The 23621-nt window shown below is 45.2% G+C and carries 22 protein-coding genes, 1 tRNA gene and 1 pseudogene; 22 read left to right on the top strand and 2 right to left on the bottom strand.

Annotated features, from left to right (window positions below; genetic code table 11):
- Positions 1-93: 93 nt before the first annotated feature.
- The 21 genes from ACK1LH_RS20960 to rlmH all read left to right on the top strand — a co-directional run bounded on the left by ACK1LH_RS20960 (position 94) and on the right by rlmH (position 20625).
- A complete protein-coding gene (locus tag ACK1LH_RS20960; RefSeq protein ID WP_411335131.1) occupies positions 94-963 on the top strand; it encodes a mechanosensitive ion channel family protein in 870 nt (289 codons plus the stop codon).
- Positions 960-1157, top strand: a complete 198-nt coding sequence (locus ACK1LH_RS20955; RefSeq protein ID WP_029282942.1) for a DUF951 domain-containing protein — start codon at positions 960-962, stop codon at positions 1155-1157. Before ACK1LH_RS20960 ends, ACK1LH_RS20955 begins: the two co-directional genes overlap by 4 nt.
- Positions 1158-1393: 236 nt before the next feature.
- Positions 1394-2494 (top strand): redox-regulated ATPase YchF, encoded by a 1101-nt coding sequence (ychF, locus tag ACK1LH_RS20950; protein WP_029282944.1) that lies wholly within the window; start codon positions 1394-1396, stop codon positions 2492-2494.
- 113 nt (positions 2495-2607) lie between these two features.
- Entirely contained in the window at positions 2608-2895 is a 288-nt protein-coding gene (gene rpsF, locus ACK1LH_RS20945) for a 30S ribosomal protein S6 (protein WP_029282946.1), read from the top strand.
- Positions 2896-2933: 38 nt separating this feature from the next.
- Complete coding sequence (gene ssb, locus ACK1LH_RS20940) at positions 2934-3461, top strand: single-stranded DNA-binding protein (RefSeq protein WP_029282948.1); 528 nt, start codon at positions 2934-2936, stop codon at positions 3459-3461.
- Between the two features lie 46 nt (positions 3462-3507).
- Positions 3508-3747 carry a 30S ribosomal protein S18 gene (gene rpsR, locus ACK1LH_RS20935; protein ID WP_029282950.1) on the top strand — a complete coding sequence of 80 codons (240 nt, stop codon included), beginning with the start codon at positions 3508-3510 and terminating at the stop codon, positions 3745-3747.
- A gap of 270 nt (positions 3748-4017) precedes the next feature.
- Positions 4018-4947, top strand: coding sequence for a YybS family protein (locus ACK1LH_RS20930; RefSeq protein ID WP_411334247.1), 930 nt, complete (start codon positions 4018-4020; stop codon positions 4945-4947).
- Positions 4948-5031: 84 nt separating this feature from the next.
- Entirely contained in the window at positions 5032-7011 is a 1980-nt protein-coding gene (locus ACK1LH_RS20925; protein WP_029282954.1) for a DHH family phosphoesterase, read from the top strand.
- Positions 7008-7454, top strand: a complete 447-nt coding sequence (gene rplI, locus ACK1LH_RS20920) for a 50S ribosomal protein L9 (RefSeq protein WP_029566480.1) — start codon at positions 7008-7010, stop codon at positions 7452-7454. Before ACK1LH_RS20925 ends, rplI begins: the two co-directional genes overlap by 4 nt.
- Positions 7455-7558: 104 nt before the next feature.
- Complete coding sequence (dnaB, locus tag ACK1LH_RS20915) at positions 7559-8923, top strand: replicative DNA helicase (RefSeq protein ID WP_029282958.1); 1365 nt, start codon at positions 7559-7561, stop codon at positions 8921-8923.
- Positions 8924-9422: 499 nt separating this feature from the next.
- A complete protein-coding gene (locus ACK1LH_RS20910) occupies positions 9423-10709 on the top strand; it encodes an adenylosuccinate synthase (protein ID WP_029282960.1) in 1287 nt (428 codons plus the stop codon).
- 128 nt (positions 10710-10837) lie between these two features.
- A tRNA-Phe gene (locus ACK1LH_RS20905) sits at positions 10838-10910 on the top strand.
- 315 nt (positions 10911-11225) lie between these two features.
- Entirely contained in the window at positions 11226-12674 is a 1449-nt protein-coding gene (locus tag ACK1LH_RS20900; RefSeq protein WP_411334246.1) for a peptidoglycan DD-metalloendopeptidase family protein, read from the top strand.
- Positions 12675-12894: 220 nt separating this feature from the next.
- Complete coding sequence (gene yycF / locus ACK1LH_RS20895) at positions 12895-13599, top strand: response regulator YycF (protein WP_029282964.1); 705 nt, start codon at positions 12895-12897, stop codon at positions 13597-13599.
- Positions 13600-13604: 5 nt separating this feature from the next.
- Positions 13605-15449: a cell wall metabolism sensor histidine kinase WalK gene (walK, locus tag ACK1LH_RS20890; protein WP_411334245.1), complete on the top strand. Its 1845-nt coding sequence runs from the start codon at positions 13605-13607 to the stop codon at positions 15447-15449.
- Complete coding sequence (locus tag ACK1LH_RS20885) at positions 15439-16779, top strand: YycH family regulatory protein (protein ID WP_411334244.1); 1341 nt, start codon at positions 15439-15441, stop codon at positions 16777-16779. The genes walK and ACK1LH_RS20885 overlap by 11 nt, the downstream gene beginning before the upstream one ends.
- Positions 16766-17572 carry a two-component system regulatory protein YycI gene (locus ACK1LH_RS20880; RefSeq protein ID WP_411334243.1) on the top strand — a complete coding sequence of 269 codons (807 nt, stop codon included), beginning with the start codon at positions 16766-16768 and terminating at the stop codon, positions 17570-17572. The genes ACK1LH_RS20885 and ACK1LH_RS20880 overlap by 14 nt, the downstream gene beginning before the upstream one ends.
- A 5-nt stretch (positions 17573-17577) precedes the next feature.
- Complete coding sequence (locus ACK1LH_RS20875; RefSeq protein WP_411334242.1) at positions 17578-18372, top strand: MBL fold metallo-hydrolase; 795 nt, start codon at positions 17578-17580, stop codon at positions 18370-18372.
- A 117-nt stretch (positions 18373-18489) separates the two neighbouring features.
- Complete coding sequence (locus ACK1LH_RS20870) at positions 18490-19707, top strand: S1C family serine protease (protein ID WP_411334241.1); 1218 nt, start codon at positions 18490-18492, stop codon at positions 19705-19707.
- Between the two features lie 200 nt (positions 19708-19907).
- Positions 19908-20063 carry a CxxH/CxxC protein gene (locus ACK1LH_RS20865; RefSeq protein ID WP_411334240.1) on the top strand — a complete coding sequence of 52 codons (156 nt, stop codon included), beginning with the start codon at positions 19908-19910 and terminating at the stop codon, positions 20061-20063.
- Positions 20064-20145: 82 nt separating this feature from the next.
- A complete protein-coding gene (gene rlmH, locus ACK1LH_RS20860) occupies positions 20146-20625 on the top strand; it encodes a 23S rRNA (pseudouridine(1915)-N(3))-methyltransferase RlmH (RefSeq protein WP_411334239.1) in 480 nt (159 codons plus the stop codon).
- Positions 20626-20794: 169 nt separating this feature from the next.
- Here rlmH and ACK1LH_RS20855 read toward each other — a convergent pair whose 3' ends face one another.
- Positions 20795-21370: a TetR/AcrR family transcriptional regulator gene (locus tag ACK1LH_RS20855; RefSeq protein WP_411334238.1), complete on the bottom strand. Its 576-nt coding sequence runs from the start codon at positions 21368-21370 to the stop codon at positions 20795-20797.
- Between the two features lie 267 nt (positions 21371-21637).
- Here ACK1LH_RS20855 and ACK1LH_RS20850 point away from each other — a divergent pair, with 267 nt between their 5' ends.
- On the top strand, positions 21638-22681 hold the full coding sequence (locus tag ACK1LH_RS20850; protein ID WP_411334237.1) for a 2,3-butanediol dehydrogenase: 1044 nt from the start codon (positions 21638-21640) through the stop codon (positions 22679-22681).
- Positions 22682-23135: 454 nt separating this feature from the next.
- Here the strand turns inward: ACK1LH_RS20850 and ACK1LH_RS20845 are convergent.
- Positions 23136-23576: pseudogene (locus tag ACK1LH_RS20845) on the bottom strand (ferritin-like domain-containing protein); the annotation flags it as partial.
- Positions 23577-23621: the final 45 nt, after the last annotated feature.

Below are 23621 nucleotides of genomic sequence, written 5' to 3'. Positions count from 1 at the left end.
GAAAAATTGCTAAAATAAATTTTATCTTAAAATATGCAGTCTTTTATCTTTCTTAAGAAAGGTTGATAAATAGTGGATTTTGCCAACAAGCTGATGAATAAAATGACAGATTCTTTTTTTAATGAAGATATGTGGCTCAGTGCCGGACAAGGGCTGCTGAAGATCATCGGGATTCTCATTCTTGCCTCCATCTTGATCAAGATCGGCAATGTGGTGATCGGAAAGATCTTCATGCTCCGCACAAAATCACCGCTCCGGATTTCAGAGCGGAGAGAAAACACCCTTGTTAAATTGCTGGACAACGTACTGACCTATCTTGTTTACTTCATTGCTCTCCTCATGATTCTTGAGACGCTGAGCTTTGATGTAAAGGCGCTTCTTGCAGGAGCGGGAATTGTCGGTCTTGCCGTCGGCTTTGGCGCGCAAAACCTTGTACGGGATATTATCACTGGTTTCTTCATTATTTTTGAGGATCAGTTTTCTGTAGGGGATATGATCCGTGTAGGGCAATTTGAAGGAACGGTTGAAGAAATCGGCCTGCGGACGACAAAAATCAAAAGCTGGACCGGTGAAATCAATATCCTTCCAAACGGGAACATAACGGAAGTGACAAACTTCTCGATCAACAACAGCGTGGCGTTTGTTGATGTCAGCATTGCCTATGAGGGTGACATTCCGAAGGCAGAAAAAGTTATTGAGGATCTGCTGCTTGAGCTTCCTGATAAATATGAAGAAATGGTCGCGCCGCCTGAACTGCTCGGCGTGCAGAATCTCGGACCTTCTGAAGTTGTGCTCCGGGTTGTAAGCGAGGTTCTCCCGATGAAGCATTTCCATATTTCAAGGGTGCTCAGAAAGGAAATTAAGATGAGGCTTGATGAGCACGGAATTGAAATTCCATATCCGCGCATGGTGATGTACTCAAGAAACGAGGAATCAAGGCCAAAAGAAAGGGTGACGGAATAGTGGATAAAGAGTTCGGCTTAAATGACGTTGTCGAAATGAAAAAACCTCATCCGTGCGGAGAGAACCGCTGGAAAATTATCCGAATGGGCATGGACATCCGCATCAAATGCGAAGGCTGCTCACACAGTGTCATGATTCCGCGCAGGGAATTTGCCAGGAAGATGAAAAAAAGATTAGTCAAACATGAAGAATAAGTTTTTCTAAAGGGAAAACACGGATTTACAAGCCGGTTTTCCTTTTTTTAGTGGAGAAAATACCTTTTCAGCAATCCGGGCCTCTCCCTCTTTAGCTTGTCATTTCCCTCGTTACTATCTATAATTGTTGAAGATTGGTTTAGAAACGAGGACTTGTCTTTTTTTTGTCCAGAAGATAAAACGCAAAGCCCTTTTTGACACGGGCCATTTATAAATATAGAGGAGTGGAATTCATTATGGCTTTAACAGCAGGAATCGTCGGTCTTCCGAACGTTGGGAAATCGACTCTTTTTAACGCCATCACACAGGCTGGAGCAGAATCAGCCAACTATCCGTTCTGCACAATCGATCCGAACGTCGGGATCGTTGAAGTGCCGGATGAACGTCTTCAAAAGCTGACAGCACTTGTTCAGCCTAAAAAGACGGTTCCGACTGCATTCGAATTTACCGATATTGCAGGAATCGTAAAGGGCGCAAGCAAAGGAGAAGGCCTTGGAAACAAGTTCCTTTCCCATATCCGCCAGGTAGACGCAATCTGCCACGTTGTCCGCTGCTTTGCTGATGACAACATCACTCACGTAGCAGGAAAAGTGGATCCGATTGACGATATCGAAACGATCAACCTTGAACTGATCCTTGCAGACCTTGAATCAGTAGACAAGCGCGCAGACCGCGTCGGCAAGCTTGCAAAACAAAAAGACAAAGATGCCGTTTATGAGCATGAGGTTCTGTTAATGCTTAAAGAGGCGCTTGAAAATGACAAACCTGCCCGTTCTGTCGAATTTACAGACGAACAGATGAAGATCGTAAAGCATCTGCACCTGCTTACAAGCAAGCCGGTTCTTTATGTAGCAAACGTTTCTGAAGACGAAGTGGCAGATGCGTCAAACAATGAATATGTGAAAGCTGTCCGCGAATTTGCTGCCGGTGAAAAAGCAGAGGTCATTGTTGTCTGCGCCAAAATTGAATCTGAAATTGCAGAACTTGACGGCGAGGAAAAAGAAATGTTCCTTGAAGAGCTCGGAATTGAAGAATCAGGCCTTGATCAGCTGATCAAAGCATCATACAACCTTCTTGGCCTTGCTACTTACTTCACGGCAGGCGTTCAGGAAGTGCGTGCATGGACGTTCAAAAAAGGCATGAAAGCACCTCAGTGTGCCGGTGTCATCCACTCTGACTTTGAACGCGGATTTATCCGCGCAGAAACGGTTTCCTATGAAGATCTGCTGAATGCAGGAACAATGGGAGCAGCCCGTGAAGCCGGAAAAGTGCGCCTTGAAGGAAAAGAATACATCGTGAAGGACGGAGACGTTATTCATTTCCGTTTTAATGTCTAATCCCGGGTTGCCTAAAGTCCATTTGTTTGCTATAATTTAAACTTGTGAGTAATTGAAATGTTAATTGCTCCTTGCCCGTTTAGGGCCGTTTAGACCAAAAGGAGGTGTAAGAGATGAATAAATACGAAATCATGTATATCATCCGCCCAAACATTGAAGATGAGGCTAAAAAAGCTCTTGTTGAGCGTTTCAACACAATTTTAGCTGACAATGGTGCGGAAGTTGAAGAAACAAAAGAGTGGGGCAAGCGCCGTCTTGCTTACGAAATCAACGATCTTCGCGATGGCTACTACATGCTTCTTCAAGTTGCATCACAGCCTGAAGCTGTTCAAGAATTTGACCGCTTAGCGAAAATCAGCGAAGACATCATGCGTCACATGGTAACTAGAAAAGAAGCGTAATTCATATAGATTAGATATCTCAGAAAAGGATGATTCTGATGATGAACCGGGTTGTTTTAGTCGGCAGACTAACAAAAGATCCAGAACTGCGCTACACTCCAGCCGGAGCGGCAGTTGCTACTTTTACATTAGCTGTAAACCGTGCCTTCACAAACCAGCAGGGCGAAAGAGAAGCGGACTTCATTAACTGTGTCGTATGGCGCCGTCCAGCCGAAAACGTTGCAAACTTCCTTAAAAAAGGCAGTCTTGCGGGCGTTGATGGACGTCTTCAGTCACGCAGCTATGAAGACCAGACTGGCAAGCGCGTATACGTAACCGAAGTGGTTGCAGAAAGCGTCCAGTTCCTTGAGCCTAAAAGCAGCGGTGGTGGAAACAGCGGCGGTGGCGGAAACAACAATTATTACGGCGGAGGCCAGGGTGGACAAGGCGGACAGCAGAATCCATTCAGCCAAAACCAAAATCAAAATCAGAATCAGCGTAATCAAGGGCGTTCGAACTTTGATGACGATCCATTCGCTAACGATGGAAAGCCGATTGATATCTCTGATGATGACTTACCGTTCTAAAACATACAGCTCGAACTAAATAAAGTTACGGAAGGAGGAAACAACTATGGCAGGCGGACGCAAAGGTGGACGTGCAAAACGTCGTAAAGTGTGCTACTTCACTGCACACGGAATCACTCACATCGACTACAAAGATGTAGATTTGCTTAAAAAATTCGTTTCTGAGCGCGGTAAAATTTTACCACGTCGTGTAACAGGAACTAGCGCTAAATATCAGCGTAAATTAACGATTGCTATCAAACGCTCTCGTCAAATGGCTTTACTTCCATACGTTTCTGGCGAATAATAAGATGAAAAAGGCAGTGAGGATTCCTTGCTGCTTTTTTTATTATTCAGGAAAATATGGCTATAGATACTATTGCAGAGTTGTCTTCGTCCAGCTCCAGCGCCTAAATCCTCTGTCAGAACAAATCCGCCAAAAAAGTCAAAACCGGACTTTTCCGCCGGATTCTTATCTGCCTATCGGATCTGACCAAGGCGCTTCCGCTTTTGTATATTTGATTTGCAGGTCTTGCTTCATTTAAAATAAGCTTGGAAGGTAAAAAGAGGTGAATCTGTGAAACGGGTTAACGTACTGACAGAAGGCGCGATTCTTTTGGCGCTGTTTGCTGTCTTAACATTTATGACGCTTTATCTGCCGCTGTTCGGGGCGATTTTAATGTTCTTTATGCCGCTGCCGTTCATTTTGTACACGGTCAGGCATGGTTTAAAGCCGGCAGGCATTCTGACGGCTGCATCTTGTGCTGTGCCATTGTTAATTGGTTCTTTGTTTGCTTTGCCGCTGACCCTGATTTTTTCAATAAGCGGGATTGTGATGGGTCATTTCTACAGAAAAAAGCAGACAGCAGGAGCTTTAATAGCTGGAACACTTTCCTTTCTGCTGAGCTTTGTCGTGCTGTATGCTGCATCCGTTGCGTTTTTTCAGGTTGATCCTGTGAAGGAAATGACAGCTGCAATGGATGAAACCTTTGAAATGGCGAGATCCATGATGGCAGCAGTGGGACAGGAAGCAAATGAAGACGCAATTCAACAATTGGAAGAGCAGATGAAGCTCATAGGCTACTTGATCCCAAGTGTCCTTCTCTCTTCTGCTTTTATTTTCACCCTGCTCTCGCACGCCGCGGCCATTCCGGTGATGAAGAGACTGAATGTACAAATGGCGAAGATTAAGCACTTCCGCGAGTGGAAACTTCCTTCAAGCATCGTCTGGTATTACCTCGGTGTAAGTTTTCTGATGTTTTTTGATCTTCAGGAAGGAAGCTTTCTTTTCATCGCAGCTGTTAACCTTCTGTTTATGCTGCAGATGCTCCTTGTCATCCAGGGTTTTTCATTCATCTGGTTCTACAGCTATGTGAAAAACTATTCAAAAGCGATACCGGTTATTGCGGTCATCGTTTCATTGATTGTCCCGATCCTAATGTATCTCGTAAGAATCTTAGGTATAATTGATTTAGCATTTAATTTGCGGGGCCGCGTGAAAAAATAAAAGAAAAGCGCATAAACTAGATTCATACATTGACTAAAGCAATCTTGCGTATGTTTCACTGTAGGTTTGAGGAGATGAAACAACATGCCCAGCTTTTTTGAAAAACCATTAATCAGGTACCCCCTTTTAGCATTGATTGCCCTGACCGCGATTTCCATCATCATCCTCTTTTACTATCAGTGGATGATCGGTTTAGCCGGGGTCCTTCTTTTAGGTGCGATTTTGTTTCTTCTCCGGGCTGCCGATAAAAAAATAAAAGCAGAGATGGAGACCTATATCTCCACGCTCTCCTACCGTCTGAAACGGGTTGGAGAGGAAGCTTTGATGGAAATGCCGATTGGCATCATGCTGTTTAATGAACAGTTCCATATTGAATGGACCAATCCGTTCCTTACCTCTTGTTTTCATGAGGATACCCTTGTCGGACGTTCCATGTATGATGTCGCAGAAGCTCTCGTTCCGCTTGTGAAACAGGAAGTGGACACCGAAACGATCACCCTTCATGAACGGAAATTCAAGGTGATCATTAAGCGGGAAGAACGGCTGCTCTATTTCTTTGATGTAACAGAGCAGATTGAAATTGAGAAACAGTATGAAGATGAGCGCACGGTTCTTGCCCTTATTTTTCTTGATAATTACGATGAAGTGACCCAGGGGCTAGATGATCAGACGAAAAGCTCGATCAACTCGCATGTCACGTCCATCCTGAACAAATGGGCGACTGAAAACGGCATTTACCTGAAACGAACATCCTCAGAGCGCTTTATGGCGATTCTGAATGAACATATTTTAATCAAGCTTGAAAAAGGAAAGTTTTCAATTCTTGACGAAGTTAGAGAGCAGACGACCGTAGAAAACATCTCCCTGACGCTAAGCATCGGAATCGGTTCAGGCGTCCCTTCTCTGACGGAGCTTGGAGACCTTGCCCAGTCGAGTCTTGATCTTGCACTCGGACGCGGGGGCGACCAGGTGGCCATCAAGCAGACGAACGGAAAAGTGAAATTCTACGGCGGAAAAACGAACCCGATGGAAAAACGGACTCGGGTTCGTGCAAGGGTTATTTCACACGCTCTGACAGAAATCATTTCTGAAAGCGACAAGGTCATCATCATGGGTCACAAATACCCTGATATGGACTCGATCGGTTCCGCTATCGGCATCTTGAAAGTGGCGCAGGTGAACGATAAAGAAGGCTTTATCGTGCTTGATCAAAACGAGATCGATACAGGCGTCCAGCGGCTGATCCAGGAAGTTAGACAGCATTCGGATCTCTGGTCCCGTTTTATTACGAGAGATGAGGCGCTCGAGATCTCGACCGATGATTCTGTGCTGATTGTTGTGGACACGCATAAGCCATCCCTTGTCATCGATGAAAAGCTGCTCAACAAAATGGACAATGTCGTCGTCATCGACCATCACAGACGCGGCGAAGAATTTATTAAAGATCCGCTTCTCGTCTACATGGAGCCTTATGCTTCTTCAACGGCCGAGCTTGTAACAGAGCTTCTGGAATATCAGACAAAACGTCTGAAAATGAACATGATTGAAGCGACGTCGCTGCTTGCCGGCATCATCGTGGATACGAAAAGCTTCACGCTCAGAACGGGATCGCGCACATTTGACGCGGCTTCTTATTTAAGATCCAAAGGGGCAGACACGATCCTTGTGCAGAAGTTTATGAGAGAAGACATTACGCATTACGTGAAGCGTTCAAAACTGATTCAAAATACCAACATGCTGAGAGAAGGCATCGCAATCGCGAAGGCAGATCCTGATTCAGACGAGATGTTCGATCAGGTCATCATCGCCCAGACAGCGGACACCCTGCTGTCGATGAGCGGCGTTGTGGCATCCTTTGTCCTTGCCCGAAGAAACGACCAGACCATCGGCATCAGCGCCCGTTCACTGGGGGACATTAACGTCCAGCTGATCATGGAAGCCTTAGACGGCGGCGGACATCTTACGAATGCGGCCACTCAGCTTGAGAACCTGTCTCTGAATGAGGCAGAAGAGAGATTAGAACAGGCAATCCTGGAGTATTTAGAAGGAGGAACCAAATCATGAAAGTTATATTCCTGAAAGATGTTAAAGGCAAAGGCAAAAAAGGGGAAGTAAAAAATGTAGCAGACGGCTACGCACATAACTTCCTGATCAAACAGGGGCTTGCAATCGAAGCCAACAACACAGAAATCAGCAAACTGCAGGGCCAGAAGAAAAAAGAAGAAAAAGAAGCCGCAGCAGAGCTTGAGCGCTCAAAAGAACTGAAAGAAACGCTCGAGAGCCTTACAGTTGAGCTCAAAGCAAAATCAGGAGAAGGCGGCCGTCTTTTCGGTTCAATCACAAGCAAGCAAATCGCAGATGAACTGCTGAAAACACATGGCCATAAAATCGACAAGCGCAAAATCGAGCTGCCGGATGCCATCCGCGCTCTCGGCTATACAAACGTGCCTGTCAAGCTTCACCCTGACGTAACTGCAACACTGAAAGTGCATGTAACTGAACAATAATAAGCAAGATGTGATGTGTGAATGGATGCTGCTTCTTTTCTGCGCATCACATCTTTTTTGCAGGCTTAAGTCCTGCCTAAATCCAGTTAAGGACGGTGATCATCATGAATGAAATGTTTGATGACCGGATTCCTCCACAGAACATTGAGGCGGAGCAAGCCGTGCTCGGAGCCATTTTTCTCGAACCCGCATCATTGATTACAGCTTCTGAAATTCTGATTCCAGAAGACTTTTACAGAGCATCTCATCAGAAGATTTACAATGTCATGCTCGGGCTTGCGGATAAAGGAGAGCCTGTTGACTTAGTAACAGTCACCTCAGAGCTTGCAGATGCCAATTTACTAGAGGAAATCGGCGGTGTATCTTATTTAAGCGACCTGGCGGGTTCTGTCCCGACAGCAGCCAATATTGAATATTACGGCAGAATCGTCGAGGAAAAATCCATTCTTCGCCGCCTGATCCGCACGGCAACAACCATTGCCCAGGACGGATATTCGCGCGAAGACGAAGTGGCAGTTCTCCTCAACGAAGCCGAAAAAAACATCATGGAAGTCTCACAGCGAAAAAACGCAGGAGCTTTCCAGAACATAAAAGATGTACTCGTCCAAACGTACGATAACATTGAATTGCTCCACACACGAAAAGGCGACATCACGGGAATCGCGACAGGATTTACCGAGCTCGACCGGATGACGGCAGGCTTTCAGCGAAACGACCTTATCATCGTGGCGGCCCGTCCTTCCGTTGGTAAAACCGCCTTTGCCCTGAATATCGCCCAGAACGTCGCAACAAAAACGGACGAAAATGTCGCCATCTTCAGTCTTGAGATGGGTGCGGACCAGCTCGTCATGAGGATGCTCTGCGCAGAAGGCAACATTAACGCCCAGGCACTGCGTACAGGAAACCTGACCCCTGAAGACTGGGGCAAGCTCACAATGGCCATGGGAAGCCTGTCTGACTCAGGCATCTACATCGATGATACGCCGGGTATCCGCGTAAGCGACATCCGCGCCAAATGCCGCCGCCTTAAGCAGGAAAGCGGCCTCGGGATGATTCTGATTGATTACCTGCAGCTCATCCAGGGAAGCGGACGGAACAAAGACAACCGTCAGCAGGAAGTATCCGAGATCTCCCGGACACTGAAGTCTCTCGCAAGGGAACTCAAAGTCCCGGTCATCGCCCTTTCCCAGCTCTCCCGCGGCGTTGAGCAGCGTCAGGACAAGCGTCCGATGATGTCCGATATCCGTGAATCCGGAAGTATCGAGCAGGATGCCGATATCGTAGCCTTCCTCTACCGGGATGATTACTACGACAAAGAATCCGAAAACAAAAACATCATCGAAATCATCATCGCCAAACAGCGTAACGGACCAGTAGGCACCGTCAGCCTGGCGTTCGTCAAAGAATACAACAAATTCGTCAACCTGGAACGGCGCTTCGATGATGCCGGCGTCCCTCCAGGTGCTTAGAAGCTGTCCATTGGGGGCGGCTTTTTTTGTTTGATCAGGGGCTGCGGATGCATGTATGGAGGATGCGCGTTATTGTTTAGGAGGTATCTGGAAATTTTCAAGTAAAAGGCTGTTTGCGGCACGAAATGGATCAGCTTTTTCTAGTAAAAGAGGTATTCCGGCAAGTATTCCGCATGTGGTCGCAAGTTAACGGCCTGTATCACTCTCACACTTCGTTTTTAAGTGGTTTAACTCCTGTGAATTGCAGCGGAAAGGAACAGATACCATTGCGCAAATCACTCACACATCCTCCCCTTACAGAATGAAACCCAAAATCAGAGGTTAACCTATGAAAAGAAGAACCAAATCATTCACAACGACAACATATCACGAACGAAAAGAAAATGTAATCTCATTAATGTTCGTCTTTTCGTTGACTTTTGGCCGTTCTGCTGGTAGAATTAGCTTGTTTGATTGAGCGAATCTAGAAAGTGTTTTAAATAACCGGAGGTGCACATTAATGTCTTCAGTAGTAGTAGTTGGTACACAATGGGGAGATGAAGGAAAAGGCAAAATCACCGATTTCCTTTCCGAAAATGCGGAGGTCATTGCCCGTTATCAAGGCGGAAACAACGCCGGACATACAATTAAATTCAACGGTGAAACATATAAGCTGCACTTAATTCCATCAGGTATCTTCTACAGTGATAAGACCTGTGTAATCGGCAATGGAATGGTCGTTGATCCTAAAGCTCTTATGACGGAGCTTAAATATCTTCACGACCGCGGTGTCAGCACAGACAACCTGCGCATCAGCAACCGCGCACACGTTATTCTTCCTTACCACCTTAAGCTGGATGAAGTAGAAGAAGAGCGCAAAGGCGCCAACAAAATCGGCACGACGAAAAAAGGAATCGGACCTGCTTACATGGACAAAGCAGCACGTGTCGGCATCCGTATTGCTGACCTTCTTGACCGCGAAGCGTTTGAAGAAAAGCTTGCGCGCAACCTTGAAGAAAAGAACCGCATGCTTGAAAAGTACTATGAAACAGAAGGCTTCACAATGGAAGAAATTCTTGATGAGTACTATGAGTACGGCCAGCAGTTCAAACAGTACGTCTGCGATACAGCTGTTGTGCTGAACGACGCTCTTGACGGCGGCAGACGCGTTCTGTTTGAAGGTGCACAGGGCGTTATGCTTGATATCGACCAGGGCACATATCCGTTCGTTACATCATCAAACCCTGTTGCAGGCGGCGTAACGATCGGTTCAGGCGTCGGCCCGACGAAAATCAACCACGTTGTCGGCGTATCCAAAGCTTACACAACGCGTGTTGGAGACGGTCCGTTCCCGACAGAGCTTGATAACGAAATCGGCCACCAGATCCGCGAAGTCGGCCGTGAGTACGGAACTACAACAGGCCGCGCGCGCCGCGTCGGCTGGTTTGACAGCGTTGTTGTCCGCCATGCACGCCGCGTCAGCGGAATTACAGACCTGTCCCTTAACTCAATTGACGTTCTGACGGGCATTGAAACACTTAAAATCTGTACAGCATACAAGTACAAAGGCGAAATCATGGAGTCGTTCCCTGCAAGCCTTAAAGTTCTTGCTGAATGTGAGCCGGTATACGAAGAGCTTCCAGGCTGGACAGAAGACATCACAGGCGTTCGCGACCTAGGAGAACTTCCACAGAACGCACGCAACTACATTGAGCGCGTATCTCAGCTAACAGGCATTCCGCTTTCCGTCTTCTCTGTCGGACCTGACAGAACGCAGACAAACGTTGTAAGAAGCGTATACAGCTAAGCCATTCAGGTCGAAAGGGATCCGTCCCTTTCGATTTTTTAATTATTTTAAAAATAGTCTTGTGTTTAAGCCGTTATTGAACTATAATAATTTAAGTCGGCAGATAATCGCTGATCCATACATACTTCGGCTTGGTAGCTCAGTCGGTAGAGCAAAGGACTGAAAATCCTTGTGTCGGCGGTTCGATTCCGTCCCAAGCCACTACGAAAAGCTTCAGCACTGGGTGCTGAAGCTGGACACAGAAAAAAGACATGATCCTAAACGGGATGCATGTCTTTTTTGTTATGCCTATAGTCGCATAACCGTTACATAAAAGTGCAAATTTTTACATCAAAAACTAAAATATGACATCAATAATACAGAAATGTTACATTTTTGAAAATGGCTAGGTAATAGTCTGATAATATGGTAGGTTAGTAGAGTGGCTAAAAAAGAAATCCGCAAACATAGCACTATAGGCTTATATAGATGATAGATAAAGTACTGATCAGTGGTCATTTGGGAGGAAATTGTATCGTGTTTAAGCGCATAACTGGATTCGTTGGAAACAACGTGAAGCATACAAACAGCACTATAAAGAAAGCATTATTCGGTCTGACTTTCGCAGGCGCCATGACATTCGGCATGAATGCTTCTGCAGAGGAAAATCTTGAGACCGTTTACCATATTTATCTGGACGGCGAAAGAATCGGAACGGTAGACAGTCAGCAGTTAATTGATGACCTTTCAAAGCAAAAGATTGAAGAGGCCAAAAAAGAATATGAAGATTATCAATTAACGGTTGAAGAGATGGAAGTTATCCCTGAGCAAATGTTCCGTCCTGCTGCAAGCAACGAGGAAACTCTTGCCAAGCTTAAAGAAGAGCTTAATGTAGCAGCAGACGCAGCTTTACTTAAAATAGATAATCAGACTGTCGGCTACTTCAAGAACAAAGAAGAAGCAGAGAGAGTTCTAAAAGCCTACAAAGCCAAGTACGTTCCGGCTGAGCAGGTAGAGCAGGCTGAGAAAATGAAGCAGTCCTCACAGCCGCTTCAGCCATTAAAAGAAAATGAATCTCGTATAGTAGACGTTTCACTCTCGGGAAAAGTTTCAATTTCTGATGAGGAAATTTCTCCTGAAGAGGTGCTGACGGCACAGGAAGGCGTAAAGCTCCTTGCAAAAGGCACGCTTGAAGAGAAAAAACACAAAGTAAAAGACTCAGATGTCCTTTCAAAGGTCGCTTCTGAATATAAGCTTTCTGTTGAAGAGCTGCTTGCTCTTAATCCGGGTCTGTCAGATGAGAATGTGATCAAGCCTGGTGAAGAACTGAACGTAAAAGACTACAAGCCTTTTACAAATGTCCTAGTAAAAGAAGAGGTTTCAAAAAAAGAAGCCATTGCCTATGAAACAGAAGTGGTCGAAGATTCTTCTATGTTTAAAGGCGACAAGAAAACGAAGCAAGAAGGCAAAGACGGACAGAAGCTTATGAACTATGTTGTCCACAAGGAAAACGGCAAAGAAGTGAAACGTGAAACAACAAAAGAAGAAACGCTTGCTGAACCGGTAAAAGAAATCATCGTCAAAGGAACAAAAGTGGTTCCTTCACGCGGAAACGGCTCTCTTCAGTGGCCGGCTGTCGGCGGATATGTTTCAAGCAAGCTTGGAACGCGCTGGGGCAAGATGCACAAAGGAATCGACATTGCCCGTCCAAGTGACCGCACGATCAAAGCGGCAGACAACGGCAAGATTATCTCTGCAGGCAATTCCGGTGCATACGGAAATAAAGTCGAAATTGATCATGGAAACGGCATGAAGACGGTTTATGCCCACCTTGATTCCATCTCCGTATCGGTCGGCGATACGGTCTCCCAGGGACAGAAAATCGGCGTCATGGGTTCTACCGGACGCTCAACAGGCGTTCACCTTCACTTTGAAGTCTATGAGAACGGAAAACTGAAAGATCCATTGAAGTATTTAAAGAGATAACCTTGGGCCATGCCCGAGGTTTTCCTCATTTTAACCTTTCTGACTTCAAGTGCACAGACAGCTCGGCTTATGGCCGGGTTTTTGTCTTTTCACCGCTGATTTGCAGCACCGGGTTTGGGACATCCTAAAAAGAAACTGCCTGAAAAGATGAATCTGCCTGTCATAAGTGGTAAATTAAGAAGAGAGCACGTAACACCTTATATAAAAGGGGCGATTGGCCGTGGAAAAGAAAATCTTAGTTGTCGATGATGAAAAGCCGATTGCAGATATTCTGCAGTTTAATTTAAAAAAAGAAGGCTACGACGTTTTTTGCGCCTATGACGGAAACGAAGCGCTTGAAATGGTTGAAGAAGTGCAGCCTGACTTAATCCTTTTAGATATTATGCTTCCAAACAAAGACGGAATGGAAGTCTGCCGCGAGGTCCGCAAAAAATATGAAATTCCGATTATTATGCTGACGGCAAAAGACTCGGAAATTGATAAAGTGCTTGGACTTGAGCTCGGAGCAGATGACTATGTAACGAAGCCTTTCAGCACAAGAGAACTGCTTGCACGCGTCAAAGCGAATTTAAGAAGACTTCAGGCGCTGCCTCCTGAACAGCAGTCTGATAAAAACGAAATTGAAATTGGCTCTCTGACGATTCATCCTGATGCCTACGTGGTATCAAAACGCGGGGAAACAATCGAACTGACACACCGTGAGTTCGAACTGCTTCATTATTTGGCCAAGCATATCGGACAGGTCATGACCCGCGAGCATCTTCTCCAGACCGTATGGGGCTATGACTATTTCGGAGATGTGCGCACAGTCGACGTAACAGTCCGCAGACTTCGGGAAAAAATTGAAGATAACCCGAGTCATCCAACATGGATCGTGACAAGACGAGGTGTCGGGTACTACCTGCGTAACCCTGAACAGGAGTAGGATTCATGAACAAAGTCGGTTTTTTCAGATCCATCCATTTCAAATTCGTCATGGTCTATGTACTCCTGATCATGATTGCCATGCAGATTATCGGTGTTTATTTCGTTCAGCAGCTTGAACGGTCCCTCACCGAAAATTTCAACACATCGATCACGCAGCGGATCAATTTCATCAACTACAGCATCGAGCAGGAAATGTCCAAGGAGAGGACGGAGGATCCTACCGGAACCCTTCCCACTCTTGAAGAAGACATCACGGCCATACTAAAGGATTTCGCCAAAGATGAAATCCAGGAAATCCGTGTCATCGATAAAAACAGCCGCGTCATTGCTACGTCTGATCCGAACAACAGCGACATTATCGGCAAGCGGACGACGGAAGTACTCGTCAAGCGTACCCTCGTCTTTGAAAAGCCGGATGAAAAAGTCTATATAGATAAACCAACAAGCAGGCGCGTGAAAATTTCATCCACACCGATTAAAAACATCAATCAGGAAACGATTGGTGCCCTGTACCTAGTCGCATCAATGGAAGAAGTTTTTTCTCAAATGCGGGTTATCAACGGAATTCTTGCGACCGGAACCGGTATTTCCTTGGCAATTACGGCGCTTCTAGGCGTCTTTCTGGCCAGGACGATTACAAGGCCGATGTCTGATATGCGAAAGCAGGCATTGGAGCTTGCAAAGGGTAATTTCTCGCGAAAAGTGCGCGTTTACGGCGAGGATGAAATCGGCCAGCTGGCGGTGACGTTCAATAACCTGACAGACAAGCTTGAAGAAGCGCAGGCATCCACAGAAGGCGAGCGGAAAAAGCTTGCATCCGTGATTGCTCATATGACTGATGGTGTTATCGCGACAAACCGCGCAGGCGACGTGATTCTCGTGAACAGTCCAGCGATAGAAATGCTGAACGTTTCACGTGAAACGGTGATTGATGTTCCGATTACAAAGGTTCTCGGCATTGACGGTGAATATACGTTTGATAGTTTAATTGACCAGCAGGACTCTCTCATCCTTGATGCAAGCACAGAGGACAAACCGTACATCCTGAAGGTCAACTTTTCGACGATTCAGCAGGAGCAAAAACGCATCACCGGTTTGATTGCCGTGATCTACGATATTACGGAGCAGGAGAAAATTGATGAGGAACGCCGCGAATTCGTTGCGAACGTGTCACATGAGCTGAGGACGCCGCTTACGACGATGCGCAGCTACCTTGAAGCACTTGCTGACGGCGCGTGGGAAGACAGGGACATTGCCCCGCAGTTTTTGAATGTGACGCAGAATGAAACCGAGCGGATGATCCGCCTTGTTAACGATCTTCTGCAGCTGTCAAAGCTCGACAGCAAGGATTACCGCATCAACAAAGAGTGGGTCAACTTCACAGCCTTCTTCAATCAGATTATCGACAGGTTTGAAATGACGAAAGAGCAGCATGTCTCCTTCCTCCGCGATCTGCCGGAAGAAAAGCTCTATGTCGATATTGACCCTGATAAAATAACACAGGTGTTAGACAACATTATTTCCAACGCCCTGAAATATTCTCCAGAGGGCGGACTGATTACTTTTAAGACAGAAATCATTGATGACATGCTGCAGATCAGCGTTACCGACCAGGGCATGGGCATTCCAAAAGGAACAGAGCATAAGATCTTTGAGCGGTTTTACCGCGTGGATAAGGCAAGAACGAGAAAGCTTGGCGGCACAGGACTGGGGCTTGCCATCGCAAAAGAAATGATCGGGGCCCATGACGGTGAAATCTGGGCGGAAAGCGTGGAAGGCAAAGGGACCACAATCCTGTTTACCCTTCCATTTACAAGGGATCAAGAGGATGAGTGGGATGAATCGTGAAAATATAAAAACCGTTATATTGGTGCTGCTCGTCTGCGGAAGTGTGTTTTTCACCTACAACCTTTGGACGTTTAAGCCGAACTACGATTTTATCGACAGCAGCCAGTATCTTGAAAACGAGCCGATCAGCAACGTGAAGCATGAACCGGAGGACGTCATCCGTCCCTATCAGATGATGGTTCACGACAAAGCCGAGCACTATGGCACCTATCGGCCTGAACGGATCGACTTTGTCTGGAATCAGCTGAAAAACTGGAACATGGGCGAAGTGAAAAACGTGTCCGGCAAATACACGGCTGATGAGCTGGATGAGTGGCTGACGGGAAAAAGCGAATCAAGAAAGATCGAGTTTCTCTTCAGCGACAAAGTTCCGTTTGAACTCTTTCAGTCTATTTTTCAATACAAGTCACAAAAGACGATCTACTCTTCATTTGACCGGATTGTCCTTCCAAGCGGAAAAAACGGGTCGTTTCAAAAGATCCTCTTTATTTCAATGGAGCAAAGACTCGTCTATGAAGCTTCCATCAGCAATGAGAACGCCAAAGGCATCATTGCGTCTGTGATTGAAAAGCGGGAAAACCTTGACCGCTTCGTGCCTGAGGTAATTGCTGAAGGCAACCGGCTGCTCCTTCCTGAGAGCCGGATTGCTCTTAATGAAAATGAATATATCATTAATTCCGTCAATGGCGAAGCGTTCAAGCGGGCGCTCTTTACAAATCCCGACTACGTCCGCCGGGAAATGAAACCGACACAAAACATCTATACAGACGGAACGAGTCTTTTGACGATCTACCCGAGTCAGGAGCGTCTGCGGTTTGTGAACCCGACCATTGACCCGAGCATGTTTATTGAACGGGGAAAAGCGATGAAGCAGAGCATTGAGTTTTTGAATGATCACGGAGGATGGACGGATGAGTACCACTTCTACAACATGAATCCCGACAGCCAGCTCGTCTCATTCAGGCTGATGATTGATTCCATTCCCGTTTTTGAAAACAATTCTAAAACATTCGGACCGACTGAGATTTCGATGCGCTGGGGAGAAAATGAAATCGCCACCTACTCAAGACCGCTCTACCGTCTAAATTCAGGATATAACCCAAGTTCTGTAGACATGCCTTCAAGCAAAGAAGTTGTCAGCCAGCTGAAGCAGAAAAAAAGCATCGAACCGGACAAAGTGAAGCGGGTCTTCCCTGCTTATGAGATGTCGGCAACAGCAGAGCCGAGAATCGTCGCCATCAAACCGTACTGGTACGCCGAAACAACGGGCGGCCAATACGTAAAGCTGCAAACTGAAACGCTTGGAGGGAACAGCGATGGACTGGAGTAAAACGAAAACCATTTTCATTCTGGCTTTCCTTGTCCTAAACACCTTCTTAGCCATTCAATATTTCAATATCGTCATTACCAACAGCCGGTATGATGTCATAAAAGAGCCAATGATCGAGGAGCAGCTTGCGGCAGAGGGCATTACGTACAAGAAGCTTCCGCAAGGCAATGAAACAGGCGCCTACATTACGGCTGAGAGCAAGGTGTTTACAGAGGAAGAACTGGAGTCCCTCCCTGCCCAGGATGTTCTGAATCTCGAGGATAAAATTACGTCCCTGCGGGCGGAATTTGAAAAGCCCTTCACCCTGCCTGAAACGAACACACAAAGCAAGCTTAATCAGATTGTCAGAGAAAACATTTTCTCGGGCGACCAATATGCCTTCTGGAAAACGGATAACGTGAAGAACACGATCATCTACATCCAGACATACAATGACCGGCTTGTGTTTCAGGACCTGTCAGCCGACCAGAAAATCGGGATGCTGACACTGTTTTTAAATGATAAAAACCAGCTCGTCAGCTACGAGCAGACGCTGCTTGAAAACATCCAGGACCTTGAGGGCAAGCAGGACACGCTTCCTGCCATTAAAGCGCTTGAGGCCCTGTACAACAAGAATGACTTAAAACCGAACAGCACGGTGACAGAGGTTCAGTTCGGCTATTATACGCCGTTCCCGCTCTCGGGCGAACAGATCCTCGCCCCGACCTGGCACATCGTCGTCAATGATTCGGAGGATTATTACGTAAATGCATTAGAAGGACAGGTCATCCGTTCTAATGAAAAATTGGAGTGAACGCAATGAGTCTGCAATTCAGTGTTCTCGCAAGCGGAAGCACGGGAAATGCAACATATGTCGAAACAGACAAGCATTCGCTGCTCGTTGATGCCGGATTCAGCGGCAAGCAGATGGAAGCCCTGTTTCAGCAGATCGGAAGAAAAATCAATAAGCTGTCCGGGATACTCGTTACCCATGAGCACAGCGACCACATCAAAGGACTCGGCATTCTGGCACGGAAGTACAATCTGCCTGTCTACGCCAACGAAAAAACGTGGCAGGCGATGGAAGGCCTGATTGGTGCGATCCATCCCGACCAGAAATTCATCTTCGGGACCGGGACCGTTCAATCGTTCGGCGGAATCGACGTCGAATCGTTCGGAGTGTCCCATGATGCGGCAGAGCCAATGTTCTACACCTTCCACCATGAAGGGAAAAAGCTCGCCCTGATCACAGACACCGGATATGTCAGCGACAGAATGAAAGGCATCATTCACAATGCGGATGCCTTCGTGTTTGAAAGCAACCATGACGTGGACATGCTGCGCATGGGCCACTATCCATGGAGCGTCAAGCGCCGGATTCTGAGCGACGTCGGCCATGTTTCCAATGAAGACGCGGCGCTTGCCATGACCGATGTCATCGGCGACAACACAAAGCGCATCTACCTTGCCCATCTCAGCAAAGACAACAATATGAAAGAGCTCGCACGCATGTCTGTCCAGCAGACGCTTGAAGGCAAAGGCTACATGCCTGGAGAGCAGTTCGATCTTTACGACACAGACCCGAAAACCCCCACCCCCCTTGTGCTTGTTTAGCACAGTAAATGGAGTTTTTTTGAAGATCCTTGGGTATACTGAATCTATATAACGTCCTGCAAAAGCTCCTGATAAAAAGGAGCTTTCGCGCTACATAAAAGATGGGTGGGATAACCAATGGGGTACTATGATCAGGACTATGAACACTACAACCGGAAGCAAAAAGGCAACCGCGGCGGCAAATTTCTGCCCGGCCTTCTCGGCGCCATCCTTGGCGGCCTGCTCGTCCTTTTTTCCGTTCCGATCCTTGCCAACATGAACATCCTTCCTTATGACCTCGCACTAGGCGGGGACGAGGAAGATAAAGAGGACGAAACACCGAATTCGACTGTTCCATCCCGGAACATATCCGTGGATGTGAGCACGGCGGTCACGAAGGCTGTAGATAGCGTCTCAAAAGCGGTCGTTGGCGTCGTCAACATCCAAGAAGCGGGATTCTGGAATGAAAAAGGCGAAGCCGGAACCGGATCTGGCGTCATCTACAAAAAAGAAGGCGGAAGTGCCTTCATCGTCACGAACTACCACGTCATTGAAGGAGCCACACAAATCGAGCTCAGCCTGAGCGACGGCACGCGGATCCCTGCTGAGGTACTCGGCAGCGACGAGCTCATGGACCTTGCTGTTTTAAGATCCGAAAGCAAAGCCGTCGAGCAGGTAGCCGAATTTGCCAACTCCGACAACGTGAAGCCTGGAGAACCGGTCATCGCCATCGGAAACCCGCTTGGCCTCCAGTTCTCTGGCTCTGTCACACAGGGCATCATCTCGGGCACCGAGCGCGCCATTCCGGTCGACTCGAACCAGGACGGAGAAGTCGACTGGAACGCGGAAGTCCTCCAGACAGACGCAGCCATCAACCCCGGCAACAGCGGCGGGGCGCTCGTCAACATCGACGGCAAGCTCATCGGCATCAACTCCATGAAAATCGCCGAATCAGCGGTAGAAGGAATTGGTCTTGCAATCCCGATCAACCTTGCTGTTCCAATCATCCAAGACCTGGAGAAATACGGCGAAGTCAGACGCCCGTTCCTTGGAATCGGCATGAGATCCTTAAACGAAGTCTCAAGCTATCATTGGGAACAGACGCTCAAGCTGCCTGACAAAGTATTATCCGGCGTCGTCGTCATGAGCGTGAACCCGGTCTCCCCTGCAGGACAGGCGGGCCTAAAGGAAATGGACGTCATCACGGAATTTGACGGACAGGAAATCAAAGACATCATCGACCTGCGCAAGCAGCTCTACAAACGGTCAGTCGGCGAAGAAATCGACATCACCTACTACCGTGAAGGCAAACAGAAATCAGTGAAGCTAAAGCTCGGAGAAGAACAGGAGGGGTAAACTTCTCCTGTTTTTTCTTTGAAGAGGAAACCAAAAAAAAAGAATTTACCACATTGATGTCCAGCTTCAGCGCCTAACTCCTCGGCCAGAACAAAATCCCCCAAAAAGTCAAAACCGGACTTTTCGCGTGATTTGTTATCTGTCTGTCGGAGCTGAACAGGCGCTTACGCTTTTCTAGATGTGGATAAGGAGTTTTATAAATGAAATGCTGCGAAGAACACATTGAACTAGCAATTGATATGTACGTAGACGAGCACGAAATCGCTCCAGAAATCGAAAAAATCAGAGAAATCAACAAGTTATCCACACCCTGTGAATTGTGCACAAACCCTGCTGTATATATAGTGGGGAACTAATATTCGCACACTAAATGTGGATAAGTTGTACACAAATGTGGATAACATTTGTTGGTAATCTGAATCAAAGTGGGGATAGCCTGTGAACATCACAATTTGCACAATCGGCAAGCTAAAAGAAAAATACCTGAAACAAGGAATCGACGAATTCCTCAAACGTCTCACACCTTACGCCAAAGTCGATATCATCGAACTCCCGGACGAGAAAGCCCCCGAAAACCTCAGCGAATCCGAAATGGAAATGGTCAAACAAAAAGAAGGCGAGCGCCTCCTTTCAAAAATTTCCGATGACACTCATGTCATAGCGCTGGCGATTAAAGGGAAAATGAAATCATCCGAGGAGCTTGCAGCTGATCTGGACCGTCTTGCTACATATGGAAAGAGTAAAGTGGCGTTTGTTATTGGCGGATCTTTGGGATTGAGTGATGAGGTCATGAAGAGAGCGAATGATACCCTGTCGTTTTCGAAGATGACGTTTCCGCATCAGTTGATGAGATTGATTTTGGTGGAACAGGTTTATAGAGCTTTTCGGATTAATCGGGGGGAGCCGTATCATAAGTAAATAAGTTTTTTCTAAGGAAAAACAACCATTCAAGTTCCAATTGCTGTATTAAAAGTGGTGGCAATTATTATAAACACAATCATTAAGCCTGATTCCAAAATTAACAAGGGACTCAGGCTATTTGATTTTTTAGAAAATGCATATGGATGTTGAAGAGACCAATAGGCAATTAGCAAAATTTTATTGTCACACCATTTGTTAGCATACTGGCCATATGTTTAGCTAATATTTTTGGTTCACTTTCTAAGCCAGTATTAACCCAATCAATGATCACTGATAAGTGTGCCCCTGCAATGAAATTTACCAAATATGATTTATCATTGATAATTTCAATATTTTTCTTTTGGAAGGGCTCAAAACTTTCGCTTACTGATATTTTTATGGTTTCTAACATTTTCCAACGAAAATTTGAGATCCCATTATTACTTAATAAAATTTTATAAACCTCTTCAAAGTTCTTAACGTGTTCAAGTGATGCAAGGATAGGAGGATAAATAATGTCTGCAAATGAATTGAATGGAACATTTGGTATATGGATATTTTGTATCAATCCTTCAAGTGTTTGGCTTTCAATCCTTTCTACTAAATCTCTTTTATCCTTATAGTGATAATAAAATGTTGCTCGATTAATATCTGCACGATCAACAATATCTTGTACGGTTACATGGTCGATTCCTTTAATAGTGGAAGCTTCCAACAATGCTCGTTTAATTTCATCTTTTGTTTTTTTTATACGACGATCCATAATAATTACCTCAGTAGTTCATTTTTTAATTATAAGATTAAAATTATATAAAGGTTTTATACTATTGTCAGGTTATATAAAGGAATTTATAACAAAAAAGTTTTATACAAATACGTAGTTTTTGTTTAAAACTATACAAATAGATAAAATCTGTTGGTTGTTGCACAATATTAACTGGATTAAAATTATAAACGCTTACACAATAATGAAGGTGATATTTCACCTGTCGATAAAATGAAAATTTCTAAATAGGAGGTATTTAGTGTTATGAAAGCTGCAAAATTTTATAAAGCAAAAGACTTTAGAATTGAAGAGGTGTCTGCTCCTGCAGTTAAATCAGGACATGCCGTTGTGAATGTGGAATGGATCGGTATTTGTGGTAGTGATATTCATGAGTATGTTGCAGGACCCCTAAACGCTGTTCCTGGAACAATTATGGGACACGAATTCTCTGGTGTGGTAGCAGAAGTGGGAGAAGGGGTTACAAATGTTAAAGTAGGCGACCGTGTAGCTTGTATTAACTTAGATGTTTGTGGAGAGTGCAAATATTGTCAAGCTGGACAACGTAATTTATGTGCAAAAATGGGTGTAAATGGTTATGGTTTACTAGGATTCACAGCTAACGGTGCATTTGCTGAAAAAGTATTAGTCGAGGCACAAAACTGTATAAAAATTCCTGATACCTTATCTCTAGAGCATGCAGCTATGGTAGAACCTGGAGCCGTAACATTACATGCTGTTAATAAATCAAGATTAACGGAAGGAAAAACTGCGGCAGTATTCGGTGCAGGTCCTATCGGACTTTTACTCGTTATCATGGCAAAGGCTAAAAAAGCTAGCCAAATTATTGTTATAGATGTAGCAGAAGACCGTTTGGAAATGGCAAAAAAATTAGGTGCAACAACCGTGATTAATCCGCTGAAGGAAAACGCAGTTGAAAGCATCAAAGAATTAACAGGAGGAGGAGTAGACGTTGCATTTGAAGCTGCTGGTGTACAACCGACATTCTCTGCTGCAACGAAATGTTTGGCTAAAAATGGAGAATTGATGATTGTCGCGTTATATGAGAAAGAAGTCAGCTTATTTCCATTAGACTTAACAATGGGTGAAGCAATGATTTCTAATTCATTTTGCTACTCAGAGGAGTTTCCAGAAGTGATTGATATTTATGCAAGCAACATCGTGGATTTAGATTTATTAATCACGAAAAAAATTCTATTAGATGATTTAGTGGAAGAAGGTTTTGAAACAAACCTTAATGATAAAAAACACATCAAAATTTTGGTTACACCAAAACAAAGCAATCTATAAAAACGAAAGGCATATGCCTTTCGTTTTTTTATGTGTCCTTACATGGTGAAGGCTCTATGGGGAATTCAGTCTCGAACGGGAAAAGTCAGTAGTAGTTGTTTTTGGTAAGAATATAATTGGAGTCAGCGGAAAATTACCGTTCTAAGGAACAAGAACTTCATTTAAGTTTAGGTAATATTGGAAGAGTCTGCAATACAAGATAAAGTCCATATAGTCAATGTTTTTACAAAGTAAATTAAGCGGAGAAATGGATGGAAATTCAGAGTGAAAAACCGTAAATAGATTCATCGCAGTGAACCGTATCATAAATAATAGGAGTAACAATTAGAAATGACAACACCAAGAGAGTGTACTTCTACTGAAGAATGCACTCTCTTGATGTTTTAACTTTGTTGATTTTTAGTCTGACTATGGAAGGCTCATATATAAACTCTTAAAGATAATATGAAGGTCCTTAATACCCCCTCCCAACCCCTCTCTCAAAAGCAGCCAAATGATTAAGCGATGCATCTCTCAATTGAGTAAATACCACTCTCGCATCATTTGGGATGTTGAACGTCAAGAATCTGTTGTACATGCCGATATTGTCGATTTCCCCCTGAACTCCGGCTGCATAGGCTGCTTTAATGTTTTGTGGCGTTGTCACGAATGACAGTGATGTATCTTCAGGTAAAGGTACCTGATAGCGTTCAAAGAGTGGCAATAATGCGCTTATATGTCTCAGTTCTGCTTCTTTAATTCGTGAAAATGTAGGGATATATCCAAATATTCCTAGGATATTGTTGTATCTTGCTTGAGCCAGATATTCATCCTGAAGTGCGTAAGTCAGCATTTGAGGAAAAGACAGCGTTGCTGCATTTAGTGCTCCTTTAGCACCGTAATTTTCGATTTGTCTATAAAGATTTGCATGACCTGTCCCGATGGGAGCATAATATCCATG

The organism is Metabacillus indicus (assembly GCF_046603695.1).
Classification (GTDB): Bacteria; Bacillota; Bacilli; order Bacillales; family Bacillaceae; genus Bacillus_P; species Bacillus_P indicus.
The sequence above is the reverse complement of the archived record's forward strand: the minus strand, read 5'-3'. Positions and strand labels throughout refer to the sequence as shown.